This window comes from Variovorax humicola, assembly GCF_037889915.1.
In the GTDB taxonomy this organism is placed as follows: Bacteria; Pseudomonadota; Gammaproteobacteria; order Burkholderiales; family Burkholderiaceae_C; genus Variovorax; species Variovorax humicola.
The window spans coordinates 1-23,573 of the sequence record NZ_JBBKZV010000019.1 but is presented as its reverse complement, the minus strand read 5'-3'; the positions used below and the strand labels follow the sequence as shown (position 1 = coordinate 23,573).

Genomic DNA, 23,573 nt, shown 5'->3' with positions numbered 1-23,573 from the left:
ACAGGCTCCGGTTCGATCGGGAAACAGGCTTGGGCGTCCATACCTGACGAGTCCACCATGACCTCTGCACGCCGAACATTCCTGATGACCGCCACTGCGCTGGCGGCTGCCGCCACGCCATGGCTTGCCTTGGCCACGCGCCGACCGCCGGCCGCCGCGAAAAGCGCGGAAGCCCCCGGCGGTGTCGGATCGATCGACAAGCTCAACGCCGCGCACGACACCCCCACGCTGGCACAAGGCTCGCGCGGCGCAGCGGTGATGCGGGCGCAGATCCTGCTCGATCGCGCCTGGTTCTCGCCCGGGGAAATCGATGGCGGCTTCGGTACCAACATGCGCAGGGTGGTCGCGGCCTACCAGAAGTCCAATGGCATTCCGGCCAGCGGCAAGATCGACGCGGCCACATGGGCTGCCCTGCGTGCCGACGCGGCACCTCTGTTCGCGACCTACACGGTGACCGCGAACGACGCGGCCGGCCCGTTCACACCGACACCCAAGGACATGGCCGAGCGCGCCAGGCTGAAGTCGCTCGATTATGAAAACCTGCGGGAGGCGCTGTCGGAGAGGCATCACATGTCGCCCCGTGCGTTGGCCAACCTCAACCCAGGCGCGCGTTTCCAGGCCGGCGATGAAATCATTGTCGCCAACGTGGGGGGCGCGGCGGACGACAGCGTCGTCAAGGCGGCCAGGTCGATTGAGATCGACAAGGGCGAACACATGCTCTTCGTGCTGGACCGCGATGGCAAGCCGTTGGCCGGATTTCCGATCAGCATTGGCGGCCCGCTGGATCCGTTGCCGCTGGGCAGGATGAAGATCACCAACGAGGTCAAGAATCCGACGTTTACCTACGACCCTTCGATCCTCAAGAATGCGCCGGCCGATGCGACGAAGGTCGAGGTTGCGGCCGGGCCCAACAATCCGGTCGGCAACGTGTGGATGGGCCTGTCGAAGCCGCATTGGGGCATTCACGGCACACCGGCGCCGGATCGTGTCGGCCATGAAGAGACGAACGGCTGCGTCCACATGACCAACTGGGATGCCGCACGCGTCTCCCTGCTCGCGAAGCCCGGTTTTGCGGTCGAGGTCAAGGCCTGAGGCGATCTTGAATCCGCGTCAGGCATTGGTGGCTGCGCTGTGGTGCGTGGTGGCCGCAGGGACGATGGCGCAGGGCGCTGCGTCCGCACCATCGCCCGCTATCTCCGCTGCGCCCACGTCGACCTTTGCCGACGGACCCGCGCTACTGGCCGCTCGCCCGCTGCGATTCCCGATCGAAGGCATGACGGTCGACGGGCTGAAGGACACGTTCGACGACGGGCGGCCCGGCCACCGGCATGAGGCCCTCGACATTCCCGCGCCGCGTGGCACCCCGGTCCTTGCCGTGGACGATGGGACGCTGGTCAGGCTGTTTACCAGCAAACCCGGCGGCCTGACGATCTACCAGTTCGACCCGACCGAAAGGCTGGCCTACTACTACGCTCACCTGGACCGCTACGCAGCTGGCCTGCAGGAAGGAAAGGTGTTGCGGCGCGGCGATCTCATCGGCTACGTGGGCACGACGGGCAACGCGCCGCCAGAGGCGCCTCACCTTCACTTCGCCGTATTCCGGTTGGGACCGGAGAAGCAGTGGTGGAAGGGCGAGGCGCTGAATCCGTATGAGGCATTGCGCCAGGCGCGCTAGGTGATCTCACGCGCATCTTCAACTTGTTGCCAGCGCAGGGTCCGACGTCTGGGCCCGGCCTTGAACACGACGTGGTCACACGGATCGACATGCCTGGCGTGCGGGAGTATCTTGAGTTCCTGGCCAACATGTCGCATGAGTTGCGCACGCCGCTGAATTCCATCGTCGGCTTTTCGGAAGTGCTGGTCGAGCAGGTGTTCGGCGAGGTGAACGGCAAAGCAACTCGAGTATTTGCACGACATCTACAGCTCGGGCCACCATCTGCTGAGCTTGATCAACGACATCCTGGGCCTGTCGAAGGTCGAGGCCCGACGCATGGAGCTCGACGTTTCATCGTTCAACCTGCAGGCGCTCCTCGACAACTGCACGACGCTGGTGCGAGAGCGTGCAATGCGCCAAGGCCTGGCCTTGTCGCTCGATGTCGACGAAACGCTGGGCGAGTGGACGGCAGACCAGCGCACGCAAGCTCAAGCAGGTGGTCATCTTCACCAGGGTGTTGGGCTGCGCAAGCGCCTGCAATCTTGCCGCGACGTTTGGCGTCTCGCCCACGGCCAGTGTCTCTCGCCAGTTTCCGCTGCCCATTTCGCCGGCGACGACAAGACCCGAGTGAATGCCGACGCGCACGGCGAGCTTGAGGGGATGTTTGACGTCAGCCTTCTGGGCAATGCGATCGACCCTGTCAATGATCTCCAGTCCCGCCCTGATCGCACGCTGCGCGTCGTCTTCGTGTGCGAGTGGATAGCCGAAATACGCCAGTACGCCATCTCCCAGGTATTGCGCGACCTGCCCATCGAATTCCGAGTGCGACGGCGCTCACGGCTTGATAGGCCTGCAGCAGTTCGCGCATGTCTTCTGGATCCAGTCGTTCCGAAAGGGAAGTGGCGCCGACCAGGTCGCAAAACATCACGGTGAGGTGACGCCGTTCCGCCGTATCGCCGCTCGCGTCCAGCACAGCTGTACGACCGACCGGCATCGGGTTCGAAAGAGGCGCAGCGCACTGCCCGCAGAACCTGAAACGCGAAGGGTTGTCAGCCCCGCATCTCGGGCATGCGATGACGAGTGAAGCGGCGCATGCACCGCACCACTTCAGTCTCTCGGGGTTTTCGGCGTCGCAAACAGGACATCGCATCGCCCACTCCGTCTGCTGCTCTGTTGAATCCGACCGATCTAAGCGACACCAGAGACAGGGCTTGCCTCGCAACCAGGGTTGATCCAATGCAGGCGACGACCATTACGGTTTTCGCGCAACCTCAGGGTGGAAGACTCTCGGTGAGGATTGCCCCGCGCTTGGCGCTCCAAGTCGACGAGGCATCTTCATATTCTTTTCGTGCAGTTGCCGGGGCCGATTATGTTGCTCGCGGGCCAGCATCACAAGCGCTCATGCGTTTGTCCAGCCAGCACACATAGCATGCGCATGGGTGCTCGGTCTAAACATCGCTCTCGCTGTGCGGACACGACGTGCCCATGAATGAACCAACCAGGATGAAACACCCCCGAAGCGCCTGCGGCACCTCGCCCTCAAGGGGGCGATACCAGCGGCCCGGCGAAGTCGGTCCCGCGGTATCGCTGGCATTTGATGGCGCCGGTTTCATGCGTCGCGGGTCACGCGATAGCGTGGTGGAGCACTGACACGACCACCGCTGGCAACATGGCAGGACTGGCCTGTTTGCCGGTCAGTCTGTTCGGCTCAGTCGTGGGCTTGTGCGGTCTGGCGCTGGCGTGGCGGCTCGCCGCGATCGAGTTCGGCCGGCGCGGGTTGGGTGGGCGAGGTTCTTGGCTGTGCGGCGGCCGTCGTCTTCGTCGCACTGGTTGTGGCCAATGCGATCAAGAGCCTCAAATCACCCACTGCAGTGCGCGCCGAATTTGCGCACCCCGTCGCGGCGAATTTCTTCGCGACCCCGATCATTCCTTGTTGCTTCTGCCGGCAGTCATTGCACCCTATGCGCTCGCATGGGCCAATGTCCGCTGGGTCGCCGGCACCTTGACCATGCTGGGCTTCGCCCTGGCTGATCGTGAGCCGATGGACGAGCGTGCGGCAACGAATCGCGCATGCCACGCCCGCGTGGTCCCGGTCGTCGGAACGCTCGATATTTCGATCGCTGGCGTTCCCTTGGACCTGCCTGGCTCGGATCCCGTGTGCGCATTCGCACTGGCAGTGGGCCTGTTCTTCGCGGTGCCACCTTTCACGGGGTGATCTTCAAGGCCGTTTCCCTGCGCCCCTCGAAATAGGCGACCAGGCGCTTCTGTTCCGGCTCGAACACCGACATGCCGGCAAGAACCGCTTTCCAGTCGCCGATACGGCTGGCACGGTCGATGTTCTCGCAGGCGGCTGCAAACGCGAGCGCACCGACCATCTTGCTGGCGCCTGCCATGCGGTGGGCGAACTGGGTGACCAGCGAGACATCGTCGGCGCTCACCGCCTGCCGGAGTCCGGCCGAGTCGTCCTCGCACGTTCGCCGGAACGCCGCAAGGACCTCGCCCACGACCGACGCGTCGCCCCCGCATTTCGCCGTGAGGAGCGTCATGTCGATCGGGCCGGCGATGGGACCGGGCTGCGCCCCTGCGCCGTCGCGAGCGGCGGGCGGCGACGGGGCCTGGGGAAGCGGCAGCCAGCGGTCGAGCTTTTCGGTCAGCTGCGCCAGTTCCACGGGCTTGACGAGGAAGTCGTCCATGCCGGCGGCGAAGCAGACCTCCGCCTCCCCCTGCAGCGCGTTGGCGGTGCAGGCGATGATCGGCACGCGCTCGCGTCCCGCGTCGGACTCCAGCCTGCGGATGCTGCGCGCCAGTTCGTAGCCGTCCATGTGGGGCATGTGGCAATCGGTGATGACCAGTGCGAAGCGACCCGACTTCCACATCTCCAGGGCCTGGACGCCGTCGTCGGCGGTCTGGGCGGCATAGCCGAGCGTTCGCACCTGGCGCAGGATCAGCATGCGGTTGACTGGGTGGTCATCCACGAGCAGCACCAGGGTTCCCTCGGTCTCGGCCTGCGCGGTGCCGGGCGCCACGCGGCGCGTGGCCGTGGCGGTGGGCAGCGCGCTCGCGCTGTCGGCGCCGCTGCCCGGCAGCGTCTCGGCGACGGGCAGCGACAGTTCCAGGGTAATGGTCGAGCCCTTGCCCGGCTCGCTCTCCAGCTTGATCGAGCCACCCATGATCTGCGCCAACTGCCGGGAGATGACCAGCCCCAGCCCGGTACCTGCCGGCCGTCGCCGCGCCTCCTCACCTTCTGCCTGGGTGAAGGGCTGGAACAGGCGCTGCTGGTCCCCGGGCGAGATGCCAATGCCGGTGTCCTTCACTTCGAAGCGCAGGCTTTCCTGCCCCTGGGAGCGCCCCAGCCATTGCACGTTGATGTCGATCCAGCCCTCGGAGGTGAACTTGATCGCGTTGCTCACGAAGTTGTTGAGGATCTGGCGCAAGCGCACCGGATCGACGCGCAGCGCAGGACTGATGCGCGGGTCGACCATCCGCCGCACGATCAGGCCCTTGCTGCTGGCATTGCCCAGGTAGATGCTTTGCACCTCCTCGATCAGACGCTTGATGGAGACGACTTCGGGACGAACCTCCAGCTTGCCGGCCTCGATCTTCGAAAAATCGAGGATGTCGTCAATGATGCGCAGCAGCGACCGGCTGGATTCCCGCACGAGCCCTAGCGTCTCGCGCTGCTCGGTGTCCAGCTCGGTCAGGCTCAGCAGTTCCAGCATGCCCAGGATGCCGTTCATGGGCGTCCTGATCTCGTGGCTCATCGTCGCCAGAAACGTGCTCTTGGCACGGTTGGCAGCCTCCACCTCGGAACTGCGCAGCGCCAGGGCCGCATTCAGCTGCTCGATTTCATGTTCCTTCTTCTTGCGTTCCGTCACGTCCTCCGCGATGGTCAGCAGAAAGCGCGGCTGCCCAGCCTCGTCGAGGATCGGAATCTTCTTCGCGTGCAGGACACGCACGCTGCCATCGCGTGCATGCAGTGTCTCCTCGGGGATGTCCACTTCCCGGCCCAGTGCCAGCGCCTCCTTGTCCTTGGCCGTGAAGAAGTCGGCCTCCTCCTTGGAACTGACGTAGTCGTGAACCGTCTTGCCCAGCAACTCCTGCTCTCTGAGCCCCGTCAATTCCTCGAGGGCGCGGTTGACGCGGACGAGCTTCAGGTCGATGGCGTTCTTGACCATGACTTGATAGGGGATGTGATGGATCACCGAGTTCAGGAACGCGTTGGCGGTTTCCAGCTCGGCCGTGCGCAAGTGCACGCGCGCCTCCAGGTCGGCGTTCAGGGCACGCAGGCCTTCTTCCGCCCGGCGCAACGCCGCCCGCTGCTGTTGTTCGGCGAGCGCGCGCCGCACCGAGAAACCCAGCCTCCGCAACCGGTACTTGAGGACGTAGTCGGTGGCGCCGGCCTTCATGCAATCCACCGCCTCTTCCTCGGTCAACCCGCTGGAAATCACGATCAGGAGCAACTCCGGCTGCTGCTGCCGAACCTGCCGCACGATCTCCAGGCCGCCCACTTCATAGGCGCACAGCACCAGATCGAAGGCTTGCCGCTCCAGGGCGGAGAGGAAGTCCTCCCTGGTCTGCACCCATGCGATGTCGCAGGCAAGCTCCTCTTCCTGCAGCGTTCCCTGGATGCGCTGCGCATCGGCTGCGGCGTCCTCGAGATGCAACACGCGAATGGCAGTGCTCATCAGGAAACCTCCATGCTTCGCACTGCGGTGCGAGCGCCTTCGGGCGGCCGGGCGGCGCTCATCAGGAAACCTCCGTGCTTCGCATCGCGGTGCGAGCTTGCTCGGGACGGCGCGGCACTCATGTCGACCCGTCCTGCTCGCCGCGCAGGGACTCGACCACGTCCTTGAACTCCTCGCGGTTGCGTTCGCTCAGTGTCGAAAGGGCCTCGTGCGCCCGCAGGATCCGCATCTGCGCCCCGGCCTCGTCGCCGACGGCGCCAAGCGCGTAGAGCTCGGGGGCGGCGGGAATGTCGTCGCGAATCGCGGCCAGCACCTGCTGCATGCTCAGTTCCTCGAACAGGGCGCGCACGGCCGGCGTCACCCCTGCGAGCACCAAGCCGCCCCGGGCGACCAATTCATGCACCGTGCCGAGCCAGGTGCTGTCCATGTACTCGCAGGCGGCGAGATCCAGCACCATGGGACGTCCGGCGTCCAGCACGGCCTTGGCCGTTTCATGGAAGACGTTGCATTGCATCCAGTTGGCCCGGCCGCGCAGCGCAAGGTAGGCGGCGCTGCCTGATTCGCCGTAGAACACGACCTCTTTCTCGGGCTGCGGCGCAATGGAGGTCTCAACCACCGGATCCTCTGCGCCATTGTCGAACCAGGACGCGCCGGCGTGCGCGTCGATGAGCAGGATGGTCACGTCATCCCGGTCTGCGCCCGCCGGGGCTTCGCCGTGAAGGTGCGCCATCATTTCCTGCGCGCTGGAAAGCGGCCTGGCAAGCACCTGCTGCAGCAGCTCCAGTTCGCGCTCCGACCCCGAGGGCAGCAGCCCATCGGTATAGAGCAATATCCGGTCGCCCGCCAGGAGTTCAAGACGCTCCTGCCGGAAGTGCGCGTCCGGCGCCAGCCCAAGGGCGGGCCCGGTGCGGCGAATGAGGCGCGTTTCCTGTCCATCGCGCGCATGCAGTACGGGCGGGTGGCCTGCCGAAGCCAGCGTCAGGCTCGCGTCCGACGTGTCCAGCAGGCCGAATACGGCCGTCAGGAACAGCCCCGGCGCAGCATGCGTCTCGCAGATCGAGCGGTTCACCGCCGCCAATACCTGCGCAGGCGGCAGGGCCAAGCCCGTTGCCGGGTCGACCAGGACCAGCCGCTGCTTGAACAGCACCGAAAGCATCGCCGACGTCACGCCGTGCCCGGTGGCGTCGGCCAGGTAGAAGGCGAGGTGCTGCTCGCCCAACCTGACCACGTCGTAGAGGTCGCCGCCCACATGCTGCCCGGGGCGATAGACCGTGTGGATGCAATAACCCTCCATGGGGGGCGGACTTCGTGGCAGCAAGGCGCGCTGGATCACCTCTGCCCGCTCGAGGTCGCGGCGCAGCAGTTGGGAGGTTTCCTCGAGTTCGCGGACCTTGCGTTGCAACTCGCGATGCAGCCGCTCGCGTTCCGCCAGCAATTGCCGACGTTCGAGCGCATTGCGCACCGCGACTTCCATCTCCTCGCTGCGTGGCGACTTGGGCAGGAAGTCGAACGCCCCGAGCCGGATCGCGGCCAACGCCGAGTCGAGGGTCTCCAGCCCTGACAGGACTATCCACATGATGTCCGGAAAGGCCTGGCGTCCCCAGCGCAGCAGTTCCAGACCGTCCATCCGCGGCATCATGATGTCCGTCAGCACCAGGGCGACCTCGGGATGCGCGCGCAGGACCGCCTGTGCCGCGACGCCGTCGGCCGCCTCCAGGACCGGCGTGCAGCCGAGGCTTTCCAGCGTCATCTTCACCATCAGGCGGGTCACGGGCTCGTCGTCGACCACCAGCGCGACCTGCGGGACAGGGTTGAGGTTCATCACATCCGCCAGGAGCTGTTGTGTGCCGTGCAGGGAACGGATTCTCCGGGCCGGCGGGCGCTATGGCAAGCCACTGCGGCGAGCAATGGCGTTGCCCGAAGCGGATGCGCGAACGCGTCTGGTCGCGCCAGATCGAGTGCAACGCCACGATCCGGCGCGACGTCGCCCCGAGGTCAGTGTCACTCCTGTCTGGCTGCGCGGGCGCAGACCCATGCAGCGTCGTGACGATCCAGTCCGTGCTATAAGTCGCCCATGTCGTTCATCGACCAATTCTCCAAGCTCATCGGGGGCCTGCAGCATTACAGGCGTCCGGAGCCCGAGCTGAGCCTGGATACGGGCCTGGCGTTCGGTGGGGGCGCGGGAGCAAGTTCGGCGCACGCGGACGCCGGCACCGACTTGCTGGAGGGCGAGGTGGTCGCGATTCTCAAGGAGTTTCGCCAGGTGCATGTGCGCACGCCCGAAGGCCGCGTTCTTGCGATCACGCCCGACACCCCGGGCGTCGAATTTTCCGCTCTGCATCGTGGGCAACGTGTCGCGTGCACCGTCACAAGGTTCGTCCCTCGCGTCTTGAACGCGAGAGTTCTTGCTTGAGCTGATCCTGCCTCCGCACGAGCAGGCGTCCCGTGCGCTCGGTTCGAAGCGTGCGGGCGCCTGTCCGAAGGACTGGCCCGGCCAGTATGTGCCCAATTTCGATGACTGGCTGCCCGGCGACATCGTGCTTGTCGAGCGAGACGAGGAGGGCACCGGCCGCTGGCTGGAGATTGGCCAGACGATCTCGTTCAACCGTCTCATGCGTGCCGGCAGCCGCTGGTCGCATGCTGCGCTCTACCTCGGCGGGGGCGACATCGTGGAGGCGATACCCCGCCACGGCGTGGTGCGCCGATCGATCTGGAACCATTGCCAGACGCGTGCGATTCGCGTGCGTCGTCTGCCATCGCCGGTCGTGACCGAACGAATGGCGCAGCGGGTCGCCGACTTCGCAGAAACGTTCGTCGGGCGGAGATATTCCCTGAAAGAGGTCCTTCGATCGAAGTTGGTCCCGAATCGCCGGCCCGATGTCATGGAGCTCTACTGCAGCACGTTCATCGGACTCGCGGTGGCCGGCATCACCCAGCTGATGCTCTGGGACGGCCCCGAGCAGCTGCCGTTGTATCCCGCCATCCTCGCGGCACACCCGGACCTTGCCGACGTGCCCCTCCTGTGGCGACACCTGTAAGGAGCCGGCGTACACCCGCTGCCGCCGCGCCGTTGGAAATGCCTCGATAACCAGCCGGGGCGCGCCGCAGATCAGCGCATAGTACTTTTGGTTTCAATGTTGCAAGATGAACCCGTGCTCATCCGCCATGATGCCAACATGCTGGTACTGCAATTCGTGTCATCCGATCAGCTCATCCAGGCCGACTGCCCTGCGCGTGATTGGTCGGAAGAGGATCAACATGCGGCGATCGTTCTGGGTGGCCACCGGCGCAGCGCCGAGGAAGCGATGGTGCGCAGCGCCGGTGGCCAATTGGTGGCTGGACGCTACATCCGGTATGCGTCGCGCATCTTCGACAGCGCGTTGCGCAAGCGCGTTGCGGAAGGGGAATGCAGCATATGCGTGTTTTCGAGTCTCGGGGACCGTGACGCGTTCTGTCTCCTGACCGGTGCGCACCCTGCCGACTTTGCAAGGGCGATGGCGACGGACGATCTCCCATGAGCGCACATTGCCGCAGTCACGTGGAGTTCCCGCCGCGGCCCAGGATCATCTTGGAATTGGTATTGCGCGGGCGTCCTGCCGGCGCCCACCGCGTCGGATGAGCAATGGCAACCGACACCATGCCCATCGTGCAGCAACGCGAGCCCGCGCTCGACGCCGGATCGGGACTCGACGTGAAGCGCGCCGCGGTGACCCAGCTCGAATACCTGCACCAATGCATCAACGAATCGATGGACCGGCGGGGTTCGACGGCCAAGTGGTACAGACGGGTGAACTTCGGCTATCAGATCGCGGCGGCGGTGTTGTCTGCGCTCATCGCGGTCATCACGGGCTTCAAGTCAGCCTGGTCGCTCAGCACGGGTGCCAGCGACGTCGTGCTGTTCCTCAGTGCGCTCATCACGGTCATCTCGGTCGCCGGTGCCTTCTACTCGCCGCGCGACCTCTGGGTCCTGGACACCGTTTTCGCGGGCAACCTCAGGGAATTGCAGACCCGGTTGCGGTTCCTCGAGAAGGATCCGAATTTCGAGACGCATCGGCAGGAAATCGCGGAGCAGGGCTTCGCGGATTTCGAGCGGTTGCTCAAGGAATACGACGCGCAGTGGCTGGCGATTCGCTCGAAAGGCAAGTAGCGCAGGGCGGACTGGCAAGGTTCGACGCGCATGTAACTCTCGCCGCGCTCGCGCATGCCCGGCACTCCTGCGCAACATGGCCCCGTCACCGGGCAAAGCCCAGCCGGCGTGAAACGCGTATCGGCGGGACCGACGATGGACCATGGCGGCGTGGCTGAACGCATTCGGGTGTGGTCGACCGTCGACGTTCCATGAAACTCCGTCAAGCGCAACTCAGCCGGTCAAATACCACACCAGCAGCCCACCCAAGCCGGCGCGCTCCTTGTCGCCCGGGGGGCTGATGTAGGCCTCGGCATATTCTTTCCTGCCGCTCTCGATCTTGGCGGACAGCTTGTCGAAGGCGGTGCGCTTGATCTGCTTGTCCTCGGTCTGCCGCTTGATGCGCCGCGCGAGCAGCAGCACACGCAGACACCACAGATTGCTGGTGTCTCCGTCCACGTAGGCCATGGTCTGCAATTCCTTCTCGTTGCACAGATCCAGATTGAGATAGTCCGGGCAGTTGTAGACCCCGTACTCCGCGTAGGCCACCGACTTTTGTGCCTTGGCAATCTCCTTGCTGGCGAAGCAGTCGAACAGTGCCTCCCAGATGTAGACCTTGCCTGTGGGTACGTCATGCTCTCCGCCGGCCCACAGGCTTCCCATGCTGCGATACAGAAAAGGCAAGGGATTGGCCAGGGTCAGTCCCGCCTGCGCCAGGGCGTACCAGTGCAGGCGGTGGGTGTATTCGCCGTGGTCGATGCCCGCGCCGACATCCTTGAAGTGGTAGCCATGGCGCAGCAGGATGCGGTTGAAGTCGCGGCCCGCAACGTTGCCCATTGCCCGCGCCACGCCCTTGGGCAAAGTCACAGGCTTGGTCAGTCCGACCTTCTCGACCTTGGGCAATTTCGTGGCGTCGGTGACGACCTCCGACTTGGCGCCACGCTCCGCGACATGAGCCTCGCTGTGCAACTTGGCTTGGGAATCCTTGTAGAACAGTTCGGGATTGTTGAAGCCAGCGGCGATCTCGAAGCGACCGAGCGCGCCCGACAGCAGCTTGTCCGCCTTGAACGTGGCGGGCTGCGCGGGACTGAAGCCTTCGAGCCTGTTCTTGACGACCAGCTTGGCCTCACTGCGCAATATGGCCTCGAGCGGCTTCAGTGCCGTCAGAACGTCGCTCTTGCGTGTCAAGAAGGCACCAATCTTGCAGAAGTCGTCGACCAGCGAGCCAACCTGCCGACCCTGATGTTCCGGCGTGTCCTTGCTCGCGACGATCCGCTGCTGAAGATCCTTGCCCCAGTAGTGGTCGAAGACTTGCTCCTTGAACTCCGCTTCGACCATGTTCGCCTTGACGGGAAATGGCATTGCAGCCTCCTTGCACTCTGGATGGAACGCCACCATAAGCGCTGCCCCGACATTGCTCAAGATGGCTGTCTCCAGCGCAAGGTCCTGTCGATTTCAGAATGGCGTGCCACGACCAGCCCCATCGACGCCAGCAGCTGCTCGCCGACTGTCGGCAACGCCATGCGCGACGCACGGCGGCCGCGCCGGCCTTCCATCAAATTGACGACGCCGATCCAGCATCGCGATTGCCAAGGTCGGTCCCGGGCAGCACAATGCGCCGGCTCCGCAGCACTGTTTCGATGAGGCCCGCGCGGGGATCGGCCCAGTGCCTCATCGCGCCCGGCACAGTGATGCCAAAGGACGAAGCATGCATTCACGCTTTCTGGCGGTGGTGGCACCGCTCTGGATGGCAACCCTGCTGAGCGCTTGCGCCAACGTCCCTGGTGGCGCACCACGCGATTCACTCGCGCGCATCGGACAGAGCCAGACTCTCAGGCTGGGGTACCGCGAGGATGCGAAGCCGTTCTCGTTCAAGGGCGTTGACGGCGCACCGGCAGGGTATTCGGTAGAGCTGTGCAAGCGCGTGGCCAGCTCTGTGCAATCGCAACTCAAGCTTGCCAAGCTGGACGTCCAATGGATCCCCGTCACCGCAGCCACCCGTATGCAGGCCGTCAATGACGGCAGCGTCGACCTGGAATGCGGCAGCACCTCGCGCACGCTGAGTCGGGAGCAGCAGGTCGACTTCAGCAACACCATCTGGGTCGAAGGCGCTTCCTTTGTCTCGCTGGCGTCCTCGCCGATTGGCCGCTCCGTCGACCTGAACGGAAAGCGGGTGGGTGTTATTCCTGGCACCACCACCGAGCAGGTGCTCAAGGGGCTGTCCTCGCGCGGCATCGTGCCGATCTTCGTGACGGTGCAGACACACACCGACGGAATCGCCGCGGTACGTGACGGCCGGGCCGACGCCTATGTCACCGACCGGCTGATCCTCGTGGGTGAGGTGACGGGCGGTCCGGCCGGTGCGACGCTGCTGCTCAGTGATGACTACCTCTCGATGGAGTCCTATTCCCTGATGATGCGTCGAGACCCGAACCTGCGGCTTGCGGTCAACCGCGCCCTCGCCGAGACCTACCGCAGCGGCGAGATCGTCAAGGTGTTCCGCCAGAGCTTTCCGCCTGGCACCGTGCCATCGCAGTTGATGGAAGCTGTGTATGTGCTGAATGCGCTGCCGGAGTGAGCGAACGCATCCACCGTCTCATTGCAACTTTGCGCAACGCGCTTCAACCGGGAATAAGCCCTGTCCTGCGGCGGATCCCAATGCGCAAGATGTTCACGGTTGCGCCCATGGAGGTCGCACACCGCGCCAGCCAGTCCTGGCTCCGAGGCGACGAGCTGCAACCCGGAAGTCGTGAGCAGCGGCTGCGGCGACATCATCGTTTCAGCTCTCTCGCGAGGCGGCTGAAAGCCTGGAATCAGGCGAGCTTGCAGGGGCTACGCTGGCGCGTTGACGGCATCCTTCAATGCCTTGCCTGCTGTGAATTTCACCGCCTTGCTCGCCTTGATCGTGAGTTGCTCGCCCGTTGACGGGTTGCGGCCCACGCGCTCGGCACGGCTCGCCACGGAAAGATTGCCAAAGCCGCTCAGCTGGACAGACTCTCCACGGGCCAGGGTCCGCGTCAAGTTTTCGAGTACTGAATCGAGTGCGCGCGCCGCATCGGCCTTGCTGAGGTCGGTGTCGGTCGCGATCGCGGCGACAAGTTCGGATTTGTTCAAGTTGAGGTTCCTTCTGAAAACATGCGAGCAGGATAGCTCCATCTGAGATTGTCAATGGTTCGATGCCGCCGTGGCAGTCACACTGGACGGCCATCGGTCGATCCCGAATTGCCGGTGCGAACGCTACGCACCCATGGCGCCGCCATATCCACGGAATTGCCTGACGTCCATTGTCAGCGCACGGGATCGTCCGGATGTCGGCCCACCCAGTCCCACGTCCAGCGCTCTGCGCGCTCCTTGGCTCGAAGAAATGCTTCCGATTTATCGCGTCCGATCTGAGTCACAGCCATCCGACATTTCAGGACGCCGTCATGTCTCAACTCGATCGTGACGCCATACTGGCCATCCGCATTCGTATTCAGCTCGATCGAACAGCCCCATTTGTCGGGCAGGTTTGGCCAGTGCTCCTTGCCTTCTTCCACTTCGTTCACGTGGGTCTCCTGATCTTGATGGCCCGTCCAGACGCGAGCGTTTCACTTGCGCCGCGCAGGGGCCGCGACGCCGACAGGGGCGGGTGGTGATGCGGTGCGGTGGCATTTCCCGCGGCGCCTGCGCGGGCCATCACTCGAATTCGACTTCCGACGCCATCAACACGCCATTGACGACCTTGGCGCCGTGCACATTGACCTTGACGCCATTGCCGAGATCGGAAGCGGTGCCGTTGGGAAACTTGACCGAAGGCCCACTGGCGTTCACAGGCTGCCCGCGGACACTGAAGTCGGCTGGCGACTTGAAAGCCCCGACGGTACCGATCAAGTTGAACGAAGCCGGTCCGCCGGTGCCAGGCACGTTGCGAATCTTGAGCTTTGTGGCCCGCAGGATGCCGTTGGACATCACGCCGCCAACTTCCAGCTTCACGCCGTTGCCGATCGAACCAACCGGGCCACCCGTGACCGTGGCCGAAGACGCATCGACAGGGACCCCGAGCATCCGGAACGAACCCGGGCTCACGTAGCCCGTGACGAGACCGGCGATCTGGGCCGTCGTGCCGTCTGCCGTTGGCACCGGATACCACCATTGCACCAGGGTGGCGACAAGGCCACTGCTGCCGGACGCGTTCGCGCGGACGCGAACAAGGGTTCCCTCTGCCAACGGCCGGCCGTCGAGGCTGCCGCCCAGGATTGCGGTGCCGTAGTCGATGACCAGACCGCCGAGCGTGAAGGTGTGTGACGAAGGGTCCAGTTCCTGGACCGTGCCGGTGAGGATCAGCGTGGAGGGGTCGCGCTGTTCCACCCGCGTCGCCCGAATCACTCCGGGTGCCCCCGGCAATCCCCAGAGCTGCAGCGTCTGGCCCGGCACAAGCGCTGCAAGGCCGGGCGCGTCCGCCCAGACGGTGGCATCGTCCGTCGTCACCGTGGTGCCGAGGACGACGAAGCTGCCTTGCTTCAGGTCAACCGAAGTCAGCGGGCCACGAACGTCCGCTGCGGAGTCGAGCCGGCGCGCGATACCACTCGTGAAATCCGCGTCGACCGGACCGGTGACCTTGACACTCATGCCGAGCTGTAGCCCCGCAGCATCCTGGATGTTCGCGACGGTGAAATCCGTTGCATAGCGCAATCCATTCACGATGATGCTGCCGGCGCCATCCACGGCGCCGACGCCCGTCGCGTCCGCGGTGCTGATCCCGGTGCCGCCGGAGCCAACGCCCGAACCGTCGTCACCGCCCGCAGCGGTGCTGATGCCGGTGCCACCGGAGCCAATGCCTGATCCCTCGTCACCGCCCGCTGCTGTTGACGTGCTGCCGTCCGGGTTCGATGCAATGCCTCCGAGACCCTGACTGCCGGTGCCCGTCGTGCCGGTCGAAGATGTATCTGTGCCGACCGCCGGGCTTCCAGCAGCGCTCGCAGGGCTCGCACGGTTGGCATTGCCGGCAATGCCGAATGCTGCGACCCCGCCGCCACCGCCACCGCCACCGCCGCAGGAGAGCAACAAGGCCATCAATACCGACAGCACCGACAGCAGGCCATAGCGGAGCAAGGAGTTCATTTTGCTTTTCGTCCAGATGGTTTCGACGGCGCGGCTACAGGCGCTTCAGCGCGTTCGATGGCCGCGTCCGCGTAGTAGGTGTAGATCCCGATCCGGATGCGGGCCGAGGCCTTCTCGTCGGCCGCTTCGTAGGCTTGCCTCATCTCCTGCGCCAACGCATGGTGAAGCCCATCCCAACGCTCGCGCGCGAACTGGTGAATACGCTCGCAGTCCTCGAGCGACAGGCCGGAGGCGAACACCGAACGTTCGAGCAGTGCCGGTGCTGCGCCCATGGTGTTCGACACGCCTGCGAGCAGGTGATCGCGCGTGTTGTCGCCCAGGAACGCCAGCATTCCTCTGAGGTCGCCCGCCGGCACGAAGCCGGCCGCGGCGAGTTCAGTGTGGCCGTCGTGTTCGGTCGCCATCTTCAGGCGTACCAGTTCATCGAGGATGGCACGGTGGTGAACGTTGCCGCGACTCGCGCGCCGCGCAATCGCTTCGAAGGTCGGCGCGCGCCCCTCCCCCATGATCGGCAGGGAACGATGCTTCGGGTCCTCGGCGACCATCTGCAGCCATAGCGTCAGCGTCTTGGCTTCGGCTGACGCCTCGGTCTGCGGCAAGCCGTCTGAACGGCGAACCTTGGTGGTGACGACCTTGCGATTCAAACCGGTCGTCACGGAGATCTGGCTGATGTTGGGTTCGGTCCCCTTCTCGAGCCATGCACGGCGCGCTTCGTCAACGAGGATGTCGCGCAGCAATTCGTCCAGGTGCGAGTGCTTCACACCGAAGGCCAGCGCGAGTCTCACCAGCGGACGTAGCACACGTTCGCATGCACCCAGGACCCAGACCAGCCGGCCCTGTCTGCTCTGTGCGAGCCCGTCGCGAGGCGAATGATGCCGGCCGTGTTCATCACGTTCGGCATTCGTTGATCCAGGGACCATTCAGACAACCGAGTTACCGACAGTTACAAGAGGGACAGCAAGAACAGCCTCTGTCCGACAACAATCAGCAGGCCAATATATCAAATGTGATTTTTTCACATTGAGATCGAGGGCAATGCCATGACGAATCCAGACTGGCGCCGGTCAGACGGCCCTTGGCGCAAGGCGAAGGACCCCAGCATCGACGCGAGGCCGACGGGCGGCGCAATTTGCAGCCGCGGACCCGAGGCGCTCGTGGCTTGGGCTGATGCGGCGTGCGAAAGGCAGGAACTCCAGGCGCGCATTGTCCGCGCATTCCGAGATTCCCTTGAAGCCGGTGGACAGGGCCCCTCGGAAACCGATCTCATGTTGTTTGCACAGACGGCCATTGCGGAGCAGCGTCTGGCCCGTGGGCTCAATCGGACACATCTGGCGCTTGACTCGCGCCGGCGTTGAGACCTGCGTCGATTCAGAACCCGAACCCAAAGGAGTCGCCATGACCGCGGCCGAATCGCTCGCCGAAGGCACCGTCGGTCCGGTCGCGTTCGGAAGCTTGCTGGACCTCGCGCGACTGCAGGTCGGGGGGGCTTCGGCCGAGACGTGCGATGTGTGCAACACCATCAACCACCAGCACGCCTTTGTCTGCAAATGCTGTGCGCACAAGCTGCCGGCGTTCTATGCGTCCAGGCATCGGGGTCGTGAGGACACCGCCGGCAGCGCGCTACCGCGTCGGAGGCAACGAGTCCGGGACAGGCAGACTTGGGCACCCCTCGTTGCCTCGTTCTCGTTCTTCTTCCATTCGTTACTGGTTGCGACAAGGACTCACCTCGCGCTGGTGAATGGAATGGCCGCCAAGGACACTTCGAGATGACCAAGTACTGCGAGGGCTGCCATACGCCCAACCGGGATAGAGCGCGATTCTGCCGCGGCTGTGCGGGTCGATTCTCAGGCGTTCGCTTCGCCGCGAATGCCTTTGTGCCTACCCTGCCCACGTTGGAGACCGTGCCCAGAGGGCCTATCTTGGCTCCATTGCCACAGGTACCCGACGTGCTCCGCTGGGACGCAAATTCGATCGTCACGCAGGCCGTGGCGAGATCGGCGCGCCTGCCAGTCGATGCATCGTCTGTGCCCGTGCCCGTGCCCGTGCCCTTGCGCATGCGCATGCCTATGCCTATGCCTCTGCGCAAAGCCTGGCTACAGCTGCCCGCCCGCACCGATGTGTCCGTCGCACTGCTGCTGATCCTGCTCCTGGTGACCCCCGGCGCATTCGTTTCCTGGTATTGGCTTCACACCGCCAACCACGGCCCTGCGTTGGCTGTGTTGGAGAAGCCGGCATCGGTATCGGTACCGGTCCCGTTGCAAGAGCCCGCCGCGGCCGAGGTGACGTCGACAATCGCTTCTTTGCCGGCGAAGGCACAGTTCGAGGCGCCTGCGCCCGTGGTTGACCCGGGGGAACGTCACCCGCCTGCCGAGTTGCGGCCTGAGCCGGACCCGAAGGCTCAGCCTGAGCCTGACCCGAAGCCGGCGCCGGCGCCGGCGTCGGAGCGGGCGCCGGTCGCCGCGGAGGAAGCAAGCGTGCCGGAGCCCACAAGTTCCGTGCATGCGAAGGCTCGCGGATTGCAACCGGCACTTCGCCGGGATGGCGATACCCGGCCTCAGGTCAGGAACGGCATCGCAAGCCGCTCGGACGGCATGGCAGAGGTTCAGCGCCAAGCCGCACCCGCGATTGAGCCTCCCTTGCAGACCCGGGGCCCGTTCGAAGCGAGTCGCCCGGAGATGCGCAGCATTCAGGCGAGCACTGCGCAGCCGCCATTGCGCGCCGCAGCGCAGTCACAACGCTTTGCGCCGGTTGCCCCGGCAAACTTCAATCACTGCAATCGGCAGAACCCCTTTGCCGATGCGATTTGCGTGGACACGCCTTTGCCCGCAAGCCAAATGTCAAATTCGCCGGTGGGAGCAGCGAACGCCGGCTCGATTGCAGGGCAAACAACCGCCCCAGTGTTGCTCTCAAAAGCATCGGTGAGCGCCGCCGCAGTCGGTAGCGCAGGCCCGGATGCGGGCGGTGGTGGTGCCTCTGGCGCCGCCGCTTCTGCTGGAACCGGGGGCAGTGGTCCAGGGGCAAGTGCAGGCGCTCCTGGCAGTGGCAGCTCCGGGGGCAGCGGAGGTGCCGGTGCCGGTGCTGGTGCTGGTGCTGGTGCTGGTGCTGGTGCCGGTGCCGGTGCCGGTGCCGGTGCGGGTGCGGGTGCGGGTGCGGGTGCTGGTCCTGGTGCTGGTGCTGGTGGCCCCGGCGGGGGTGGTGCCGGTGCTGGCGCCGGGGGCGGCGGTGGCGCTGGCGCTGGCGCTGGCGGCGGGGGTGGTGCCGGAGGCGGAGGCCCTGGTGGGGGTGGCGGCGCCGGTGGGGCAGGCCCCGGGGGTGGCGGTGGCCCTGGCGGCGGGGGAGGCGGCGGCGGTCCCGGTGGTGGCGCTGGCGGCGGGGGTGGTGCCGGAGGCGGAGGCCCTGGTGGGGGTGGCGGCCCCGGTGGGGGAGGCGGTGGCGGTGGACCTGGCGGAGGCGGTCCCGGTGGTGGCCCTGGCGGGGGTGGTGGCGCCGGAGGCGGAGGCCCCGGTGGGGGCGGCGGCCCCGGCGGCGGTGGCCCCGGGGGTGGCGGTGGTGCCGGCGGCGGTGGCGGTGGAGGCCCCGGCGGTGGCGGCGGTGGTCGATGAACGCAGTGAACACATCGCTGGCGCATCCACTTCGAACTGCGACTGCGCCAGCTTTCCCGTTTGGCTTGGCGGCCCAATCGCACTCGCTGATCAATGAGCGTCCTCCCCATGGGCAACTACATGCCCGATGCTCAGATCGTTGCCCATCGACACCAAGGCAGACCCACTGCTCCCTTTGATCGGCATCCGCGGCCCCTCGCAAGGGAGTCAACTACTCGACAGCAGGGCAGGTGACAGGGTCGCGTTGTGCGCCAATGCTGGCAACCAGGCCACGCCCGTCATCGCGCAAATCGGTGGCTCGCGGTCATCGGTCATTGGCGCAGGCATGCGTCCGCGCTTTGCAGGCCTGCAACCAAGCCCAAGCCACGACCGTATGCCGCGAGCGTGAGCACACGCTCTGCGTGTGATCGTCCAAGCCCCTTGAAGAATGTCGCCAGTCGCCGACCCGAGGGCGCCGGACCTACCAGACCTGATAGTTGTCAATGCCTTCAACGAGATCCAGCATCTGGTGCATGAGCGCGTCGACCCTGCTACACGACGCATAGCGCTGGCTATGTTGCCTGCCATGCACGCCCTCAAGCTTTCGATCGACGATTGCGAAAGATTGAAGACCTTCTTCGTGTGCTGGACGGATTGGTTCACTCCTGAAAACTGCAAGGCCGACGATCCTGAGTTTCAGCCCTTGGCCATTCCCGCGGGAATCGAAAAGATCACCGCCACCAACGCGAAAGCCCTGCAATCGATGATCAACGAGACCATCGAGATGACATCAAACTGGTCACCGGAACAGGTGGCCCAGGCCGATGACTGGCTCGCGGCCGCCGGCACTTTCACCTTGAGCGAGGTGCGGCGGCGGTTCTCGAAAAAATACCTCCGGATTCTCAAGCGCGGGGTCATCGGCTGCGAGACTGAGTACTACCTCGTCAAGGGCATCCATGACGGGGGTGGCATCGAGTCAGCTTCACCGGAAGACTTAAAAATCGAGGCGATGCTCAACGATTTCGAAGTCCGACTCCTCGCCTCCATCGAATAAGAAAATTGCCGCATCGCGATCGCACGGCGGTTCTGTTGCAACGGCGACAGGCGGACGCTGGTGCCCTTGCCCCACAACAATCCCCGTCAGTAGAAGCCAGCAATGGAGCGGGTAGGCTGGGGCTCGTTTCGGGCGGTTCAGGCCGCGAGAAGCAGCGTGCGGTCAAGAAAAAGACGCGGAGACACAAGACGAGGATGAATCGACATGCAGCGCTCGTTGCAGTCGCGCTCGCCCTTTGCGGTGTCCGCAGTCCCGCAAGCGCAATCCAATGAACAACTGAAGGCCACGCTGGATCAGGCAGCTATTCACCGGTCAACCTGCTTTACTCGCTGACATCGAACGTCACGATGGGCGGCGAGTTCATCGGGGGCCGCCTCGAGTACAAGCTGGGTCGCTCGGCGGACGACTATCGCTTCCAGTTCTCGACGAAGGTCGGTTTCCGAGGCCATGCCCCTTCGCGACGCTGCCGATCATCGTGTGACGGAACTGCGGGAATGGCCATTCCCGCGGATGGCGAAACCATCCCAGACCATCGCTTGAGAGATCCGGACGCAAAGCCTGCATCATTCCTACGGTCGCATCCAGGCGCTTCCGAATTGAACGTAGTAGACGGGGCCAGTGGGACCGTACGCAACGTCGAGGCCCATGTGCAATCCGTATTTCCGGGCGATTTCGTAGCGAATGCCGAAACCACCGGTGGTCACGTTCTGGGATGCGCGATTTCGCGAATCCTGATTCCGGGTCGCACCGGCGCCTGCAAATCCGACGAGACTGAACCGTTCCCAGAACTGCCAGCGCAGTTCCGTCTCGATCTGGGCGGTGTAGTCGCCCTGGTAGCGCATGGCGGGCACCCCGCGCAAGCTGATGAATGGGCGAAGGTAAAAAGGAACATCGCCGAAACTGAGGACCGAGCTCCCCATGACGCCAAGCGTCAGATCGCGGGAAAGCGGCTGGTATTGCATCGCGGTCAGGTTGACCCGCTGGAAATTTCTGTCGCTTCCCAGCGCCTTGCTGAAGAGCCCGGCGGACAACTCCAGATATGTTCCTTGCGTTGGCGTGAACATGTTGTCGCGCGAATCGAAATTCACGATCGGCAGCAGACCGCCGACCCTGGACTCGCCGCGGAAGCCCGTCGGGACCCGCGCTTCGTCCGCCGTATTGAACTTGACGGATGTCGAGGCCAGTGCGTAGCCAAGCCCCACCCAGGTTTGCGAGTTGCCGAGGCGATAGCGCCCTTGTGCCACCAAGGCAGTCGTGGCGAGGTTGTAGGACTGGGGACTGTCCTGTAGCGCAGCGTCATGACCGATCCCGTAGAAATTCAGATTCACGGAAGCGCGCACGACGCCAACCAGGGTTCTGACACGATCATCGAGCCAGTGACGCATGTCGCCGGCAAACGCACCCTTGGTTCCGTTGTCGGTGCCGAGCGCAGCGACCACCGAGACATTGGGCCGGCCAAACCCCGCCGCCGCGTCGTCCTTGCCTTTCTGCTTGTCGATGAATGCCAGGGCACCGACCGCGCCCAGGCCCACGGCCGGTTCGGTGATCGGAATCGCAACAGGCACGAAGCCGTAGGCCTGGTCGACGAATTTGCTGACGTCCAGCCAGCCATCTTCGTCCGAACGCAGCAGCGAGGAAGGTTTGGGCTCAACCGTGGTTTCGGACGAGGCATCGATCGCAAACGCCTTGGTGGCGAGCAACGCGGAGGACAACACGAGCCAATGGAAGCGCACACGAATCAACCGAGCGAGTTGGTGAATGGCCTGCGATCGGCACTCCTGCGAGTGCAGGCCGACCGGCGCGCGCAGCGTGTGAACGTGTTGACGGCGCTCGGTGGTGGCTTCGGTTGCGATGCCGAACTCGCGCCGTTCTCGACCCGCGCCAAGCGAGGCATCATTTCGACGCTCCGGGTGGCATGAGGTAGAGCGTCATGGCGAAGACCATATAGACCATCAGCAGCAAGACTCCGACGAACCATGCCGAGCGCCCACTGTTGGTGACGAATACCGCGGTCAGGGTGGCAATCATCATCATGACGACGGCGCCTGGCCAGAATTGAAGGTTCATCGGCATCGGCCCGATGAAATAGCTCATCAGTACCAGTGCCGGCGCCACGAAGAGCGCGATCTGCGACGCACTGCCCAGGGCGATGCCCACGCTCAGGTCGAGCCTGTTCTTGCGCGCGCCGGAAACAGCAGATCCCATTTCCGCCGCGCCACCCACCAGCGACACCACGATGAAGCCCACGAACGCGGGCGTCATCCCGAAGGACTCGGCCGCCTTCTGCACCGACTCGACAAAGATTTCGCTGACCAGCGCGACGAGCACAGTCACGCCTGCCAGCGACGCCACGGCCAGACCGATGGGCCAGGGCGGCTCACCGTCGTCGCCATGTCCCGCGCCGGCGAACAGCGCCGGGTGCGTCTTCAGCGAGAACAGCATGCCGAGTCCGTAGGCCACGATGAGCAGCACCGCCAGGCCTGCGCTCAGCGTCTGGGTGAACGGCGCAGACGCCGGGTCGGCCGTGCTCGTTGCCGATGGAACCAGCAGTGCAATCGTGGCCAGGAAGAGGAGGCCGGACTGCAGGCGGGCACTGACTCGATTGAATTCCTGGACGTGGTGCTTGAGTCCGCCGAGCAGGAACGACGTACCCAGCATGAACAAAGTGTTGGTGACGATGGCGCCCGCGATGGATGCCTTGACCAGCATTATTTGTCCGGCACTCAAGGCAGTGAACGCGATCACCAGTTCAGTGAGATTCCCCAGCGTGGCGTTGAGCAGCCCGCCCGCGGCATCACCTGTCTTGGCCGCGACGGATTCGGTGGCGTGACTCAGCAGCGCGGCCAGCGGCACGATGGCAAGCACGGACAACACAAAGAGCAGCGTATGCGCTTCATGTTTGATCCTCGCGGTGATGAATACCGCCGGCACGAATACCAGGAGCCAGAGCAGCGGGCTTTGGCGGATTTCACGGAGAAGTGGGTTCATGGGCGCGAATCAGCAAGTGGCTCGCCGTCGTCGTCTTGGTTCGAAAGGTCGCCATGACGACGCGTCGATGTCCATGAGTCGATCCTCCGGGTGGCGCTGTGGGCCAGATGCGATCCGGCGTGTTCGGAGGCCTGAGCTTGCGCCGGGGCCCCATGGACTGGGAATCCAACCAAAGTAGGATTTGCGCGCCGCATCGTGTGGGAACTTGGATTCGCTGGACGAAATGGAGCGACCTGAAGAAGGTGAACAAGGAAGCCATCGCGGCCCCTCGCCACTGCCTGACACCCCTCCTCGCCGCTTGACACCGGTCGAATCGCTCATCGATGATCCGATGGGTTGCCGCCTCTCACGGTGCTGCGCTCCGTGGGAACATGGGACCGGCAAG

At 64.7% G+C, this 23,573-nt stretch carries 24 protein-coding genes and 1 pseudogene; 14 read left to right on the top strand and 11 right to left on the bottom strand.

All coding sequences use genetic code 11. The features are described 5' to 3' along the window. Positions 1-57 precede the first annotated feature (57 nt). The 3 genes and pseudogenes from WKW80_RS24085 to WKW80_RS37405 all read left to right on the top strand — a co-directional run. A complete protein-coding gene (locus tag WKW80_RS24085) occupies positions 58-1,092 on the top strand; it encodes a L,D-transpeptidase family protein (protein WP_340366099.1) in 1,035 nt (344 codons plus the stop codon). Positions 1,093-1,099: 7 nt separating this feature from the next. Continuing rightward, on the top strand, positions 1,100-1,675 hold the full coding sequence (locus tag WKW80_RS24080) for a M23 family metallopeptidase (protein ID WP_340366098.1): 576 nt from the start codon (positions 1,100-1,102) through the stop codon (positions 1,673-1,675). Between the two features lie 89 nt (positions 1,676-1,764). Then, positions 1,765-1,833: pseudogene (locus WKW80_RS37405) on the top strand (histidine kinase dimerization/phospho-acceptor domain-containing protein); the annotation flags it as partial. Positions 1,834-2,005: 172 nt separating this feature from the next. On the opposite strand, the gene WKW80_RS37400 reads toward WKW80_RS37405, so the two are convergent. Beyond that, the gene (locus WKW80_RS37400) at positions 2,006-2,431 is read right to left on the bottom strand and encodes an adenylate/guanylate cyclase domain-containing protein (protein ID WP_422822956.1); all 426 of its coding nucleotides are present in this window, start codon (positions 2,429-2,431) and stop codon (positions 2,006-2,008) included. Beyond that, positions 2,355-2,804 carry a zinc ribbon domain-containing protein gene (locus WKW80_RS37395; protein ID WP_422822954.1) on the bottom strand — a complete coding sequence of 150 codons (450 nt, stop codon included), beginning with the start codon at positions 2,802-2,804 and terminating at the stop codon, positions 2,355-2,357. The genes WKW80_RS37400 and WKW80_RS37395 overlap by 77 nt, the downstream gene beginning before the upstream one ends. A 631-nt stretch (positions 2,805-3,435) precedes the next feature. Here WKW80_RS37395 and WKW80_RS37390 point away from each other — a divergent pair. Both WKW80_RS37390 and WKW80_RS37385 read left to right on the top strand, forming a co-directional pair. Then, on the top strand, positions 3,436-3,660 hold the full coding sequence (locus WKW80_RS37390; RefSeq protein ID WP_422822953.1) for a hypothetical protein: 225 nt from the start codon (positions 3,436-3,438) through the stop codon (positions 3,658-3,660). Further along, positions 3,657-3,869 (top strand): hypothetical protein, encoded by a 213-nt coding sequence (locus WKW80_RS37385; RefSeq protein WP_422822952.1) that lies wholly within the window; start codon positions 3,657-3,659, stop codon positions 3,867-3,869. The genes WKW80_RS37390 and WKW80_RS37385 overlap by 4 nt, the downstream gene beginning before the upstream one ends. Here WKW80_RS37385 and WKW80_RS24065 read toward each other — a convergent pair. After that, the gene (locus WKW80_RS24065) at positions 3,859-6,339 is read right to left on the bottom strand and encodes a response regulator (RefSeq protein ID WP_340366095.1); all 2,481 of its coding nucleotides are present in this window, start codon (positions 6,337-6,339) and stop codon (positions 3,859-3,861) included. The genes WKW80_RS37385 and WKW80_RS24065 overlap by 11 nt on opposite strands. Positions 6,340-6,457: 118 nt before the next feature. Beyond that, on the bottom strand, positions 6,458-8,161 hold the full coding sequence (locus tag WKW80_RS24060; protein WP_340366094.1) for a SpoIIE family protein phosphatase: 1,704 nt from the start codon (positions 8,159-8,161) through the stop codon (positions 6,458-6,460). Positions 8,162-8,413: 252 nt separating this feature from the next. On the opposite strand from WKW80_RS24060, the gene WKW80_RS24055 reads away from it, so the two are divergent. The 4 genes from WKW80_RS24055 to WKW80_RS24040 all read left to right on the top strand — a co-directional run bounded on the left by WKW80_RS24055 (position 8,414) and on the right by WKW80_RS24040 (position 10,486). Further along, positions 8,414-8,752 carry a hypothetical protein gene (locus WKW80_RS24055; RefSeq protein ID WP_340366093.1) on the top strand — a complete coding sequence of 113 codons (339 nt, stop codon included), beginning with the start codon at positions 8,414-8,416 and terminating at the stop codon, positions 8,750-8,752. Continuing rightward, positions 8,745-9,377, top strand: coding sequence for a hypothetical protein (locus WKW80_RS24050; RefSeq protein ID WP_340366092.1), 633 nt, complete (start codon positions 8,745-8,747; stop codon positions 9,375-9,377). The genes WKW80_RS24055 and WKW80_RS24050 overlap by 8 nt, the downstream gene beginning before the upstream one ends. 87 nt (positions 9,378-9,464) lie before the next feature. Then, positions 9,465-9,857 (top strand): hypothetical protein, encoded by a 393-nt coding sequence (locus tag WKW80_RS24045; RefSeq protein ID WP_340366091.1) that lies wholly within the window; start codon positions 9,465-9,467, stop codon positions 9,855-9,857. Positions 9,858-9,961: 104 nt separating this feature from the next. Next, the gene (locus tag WKW80_RS24040) at positions 9,962-10,486 is read left to right on the top strand and encodes an SLATT domain-containing protein (RefSeq protein ID WP_340366090.1); all 525 of its coding nucleotides are present in this window, start codon (positions 9,962-9,964) and stop codon (positions 10,484-10,486) included. Positions 10,487-10,699: 213 nt separating this feature from the next. On the opposite strand, the gene WKW80_RS24035 is transcribed toward WKW80_RS24040, so the two are convergent. Beyond that, entirely contained in the window at positions 10,700-11,827 is a 1,128-nt protein-coding gene (locus WKW80_RS24035; protein ID WP_340366089.1) for a LirA/MavJ family T4SS effector, read from the bottom strand. 346 nt (positions 11,828-12,173) lie between these two features. On the opposite strand from WKW80_RS24035, the gene WKW80_RS24030 reads away from it, so the two are divergent. Next, the gene (locus WKW80_RS24030; protein WP_340366088.1) at positions 12,174-13,043 is read left to right on the top strand and encodes an amino acid ABC transporter substrate-binding protein; all 870 of its coding nucleotides are present in this window, start codon (positions 12,174-12,176) and stop codon (positions 13,041-13,043) included. A 254-nt stretch (positions 13,044-13,297) separates the two neighbouring features. Here the strand turns inward: WKW80_RS24030 and WKW80_RS24025 are convergent, their stop codons facing one another. The 4 genes from WKW80_RS24025 to WKW80_RS24010 form a co-directional block, all read right to left on the bottom strand. Next, on the bottom strand, positions 13,298-13,579 hold the full coding sequence (locus WKW80_RS24025) for an HU family DNA-binding protein (RefSeq protein WP_340366087.1): 282 nt from the start codon (positions 13,577-13,579) through the stop codon (positions 13,298-13,300). Between the two features lie 173 nt (positions 13,580-13,752). Then, complete coding sequence (locus WKW80_RS24020) at positions 13,753-14,010, bottom strand: hypothetical protein (protein ID WP_340366086.1); 258 nt, start codon at positions 14,008-14,010, stop codon at positions 13,753-13,755. Between the two features lie 130 nt (positions 14,011-14,140). Continuing rightward, a complete protein-coding gene (locus WKW80_RS24015) occupies positions 14,141-15,565 on the bottom strand; it encodes a DUF5666 domain-containing protein (RefSeq protein ID WP_340366085.1) in 1,425 nt (474 codons plus the stop codon). Then, on the bottom strand, positions 15,562-16,365 hold the full coding sequence (locus WKW80_RS24010) for a DUF6502 family protein (protein ID WP_340366084.1): 804 nt from the start codon (positions 16,363-16,365) through the stop codon (positions 15,562-15,564). The genes WKW80_RS24015 and WKW80_RS24010 overlap by 4 nt, the downstream gene beginning before the upstream one ends. A gap of 595 nt (positions 16,366-16,960) precedes the next feature. On the opposite strand from WKW80_RS24010, the gene WKW80_RS24005 reads away from it, so the two are divergent. The 3 genes from WKW80_RS24005 (at position 16,961) to WKW80_RS23995 (ending at position 20,200) form a co-directional block, all read left to right on the top strand. Then, positions 16,961-17,335 (top strand): hypothetical protein, encoded by a 375-nt coding sequence (locus WKW80_RS24005; protein ID WP_340366083.1) that lies wholly within the window; start codon positions 16,961-16,963, stop codon positions 17,333-17,335. A 1,182-nt stretch (positions 17,336-18,517) separates the two neighbouring features. After that, positions 18,518-19,264, top strand: coding sequence for a hypothetical protein (locus tag WKW80_RS24000; protein WP_340366082.1), 747 nt, complete (start codon positions 18,518-18,520; stop codon positions 19,262-19,264). Positions 19,265-19,594: 330 nt separating this feature from the next. Next, positions 19,595-20,200, top strand: coding sequence for a hypothetical protein (locus WKW80_RS23995; protein WP_340366081.1), 606 nt, complete (start codon positions 19,595-19,597; stop codon positions 20,198-20,200). A gap of 569 nt (positions 20,201-20,769) precedes the next feature. Here WKW80_RS23995 and WKW80_RS23990 read toward each other — a convergent pair. Further along, positions 20,770-21,900: a BamA/TamA family outer membrane protein gene (locus tag WKW80_RS23990; protein ID WP_340366080.1), complete on the bottom strand. Its 1,131-nt coding sequence runs from the start codon at positions 21,898-21,900 to the stop codon at positions 20,770-20,772. Between the two features lie 21 nt (positions 21,901-21,921). On the opposite strand from WKW80_RS23990, the gene WKW80_RS23985 reads away from it, so the two are divergent. Beyond that, complete coding sequence (locus WKW80_RS23985; RefSeq protein WP_340366079.1) at positions 21,922-22,119, top strand: hypothetical protein; 198 nt, start codon at positions 21,922-21,924, stop codon at positions 22,117-22,119. On the opposite strand, the gene cax is transcribed toward WKW80_RS23985, so the two are convergent. Continuing rightward, entirely contained in the window at positions 22,094-23,188 is a 1,095-nt protein-coding gene (cax, locus tag WKW80_RS23980) for a calcium/proton exchanger (RefSeq protein ID WP_340366078.1), read from the bottom strand. The two genes, WKW80_RS23985 and cax, sit on opposite strands and share 26 nt — an antisense overlap. Between the last annotated feature and the right edge of the window lie 385 nt (positions 23,189-23,573).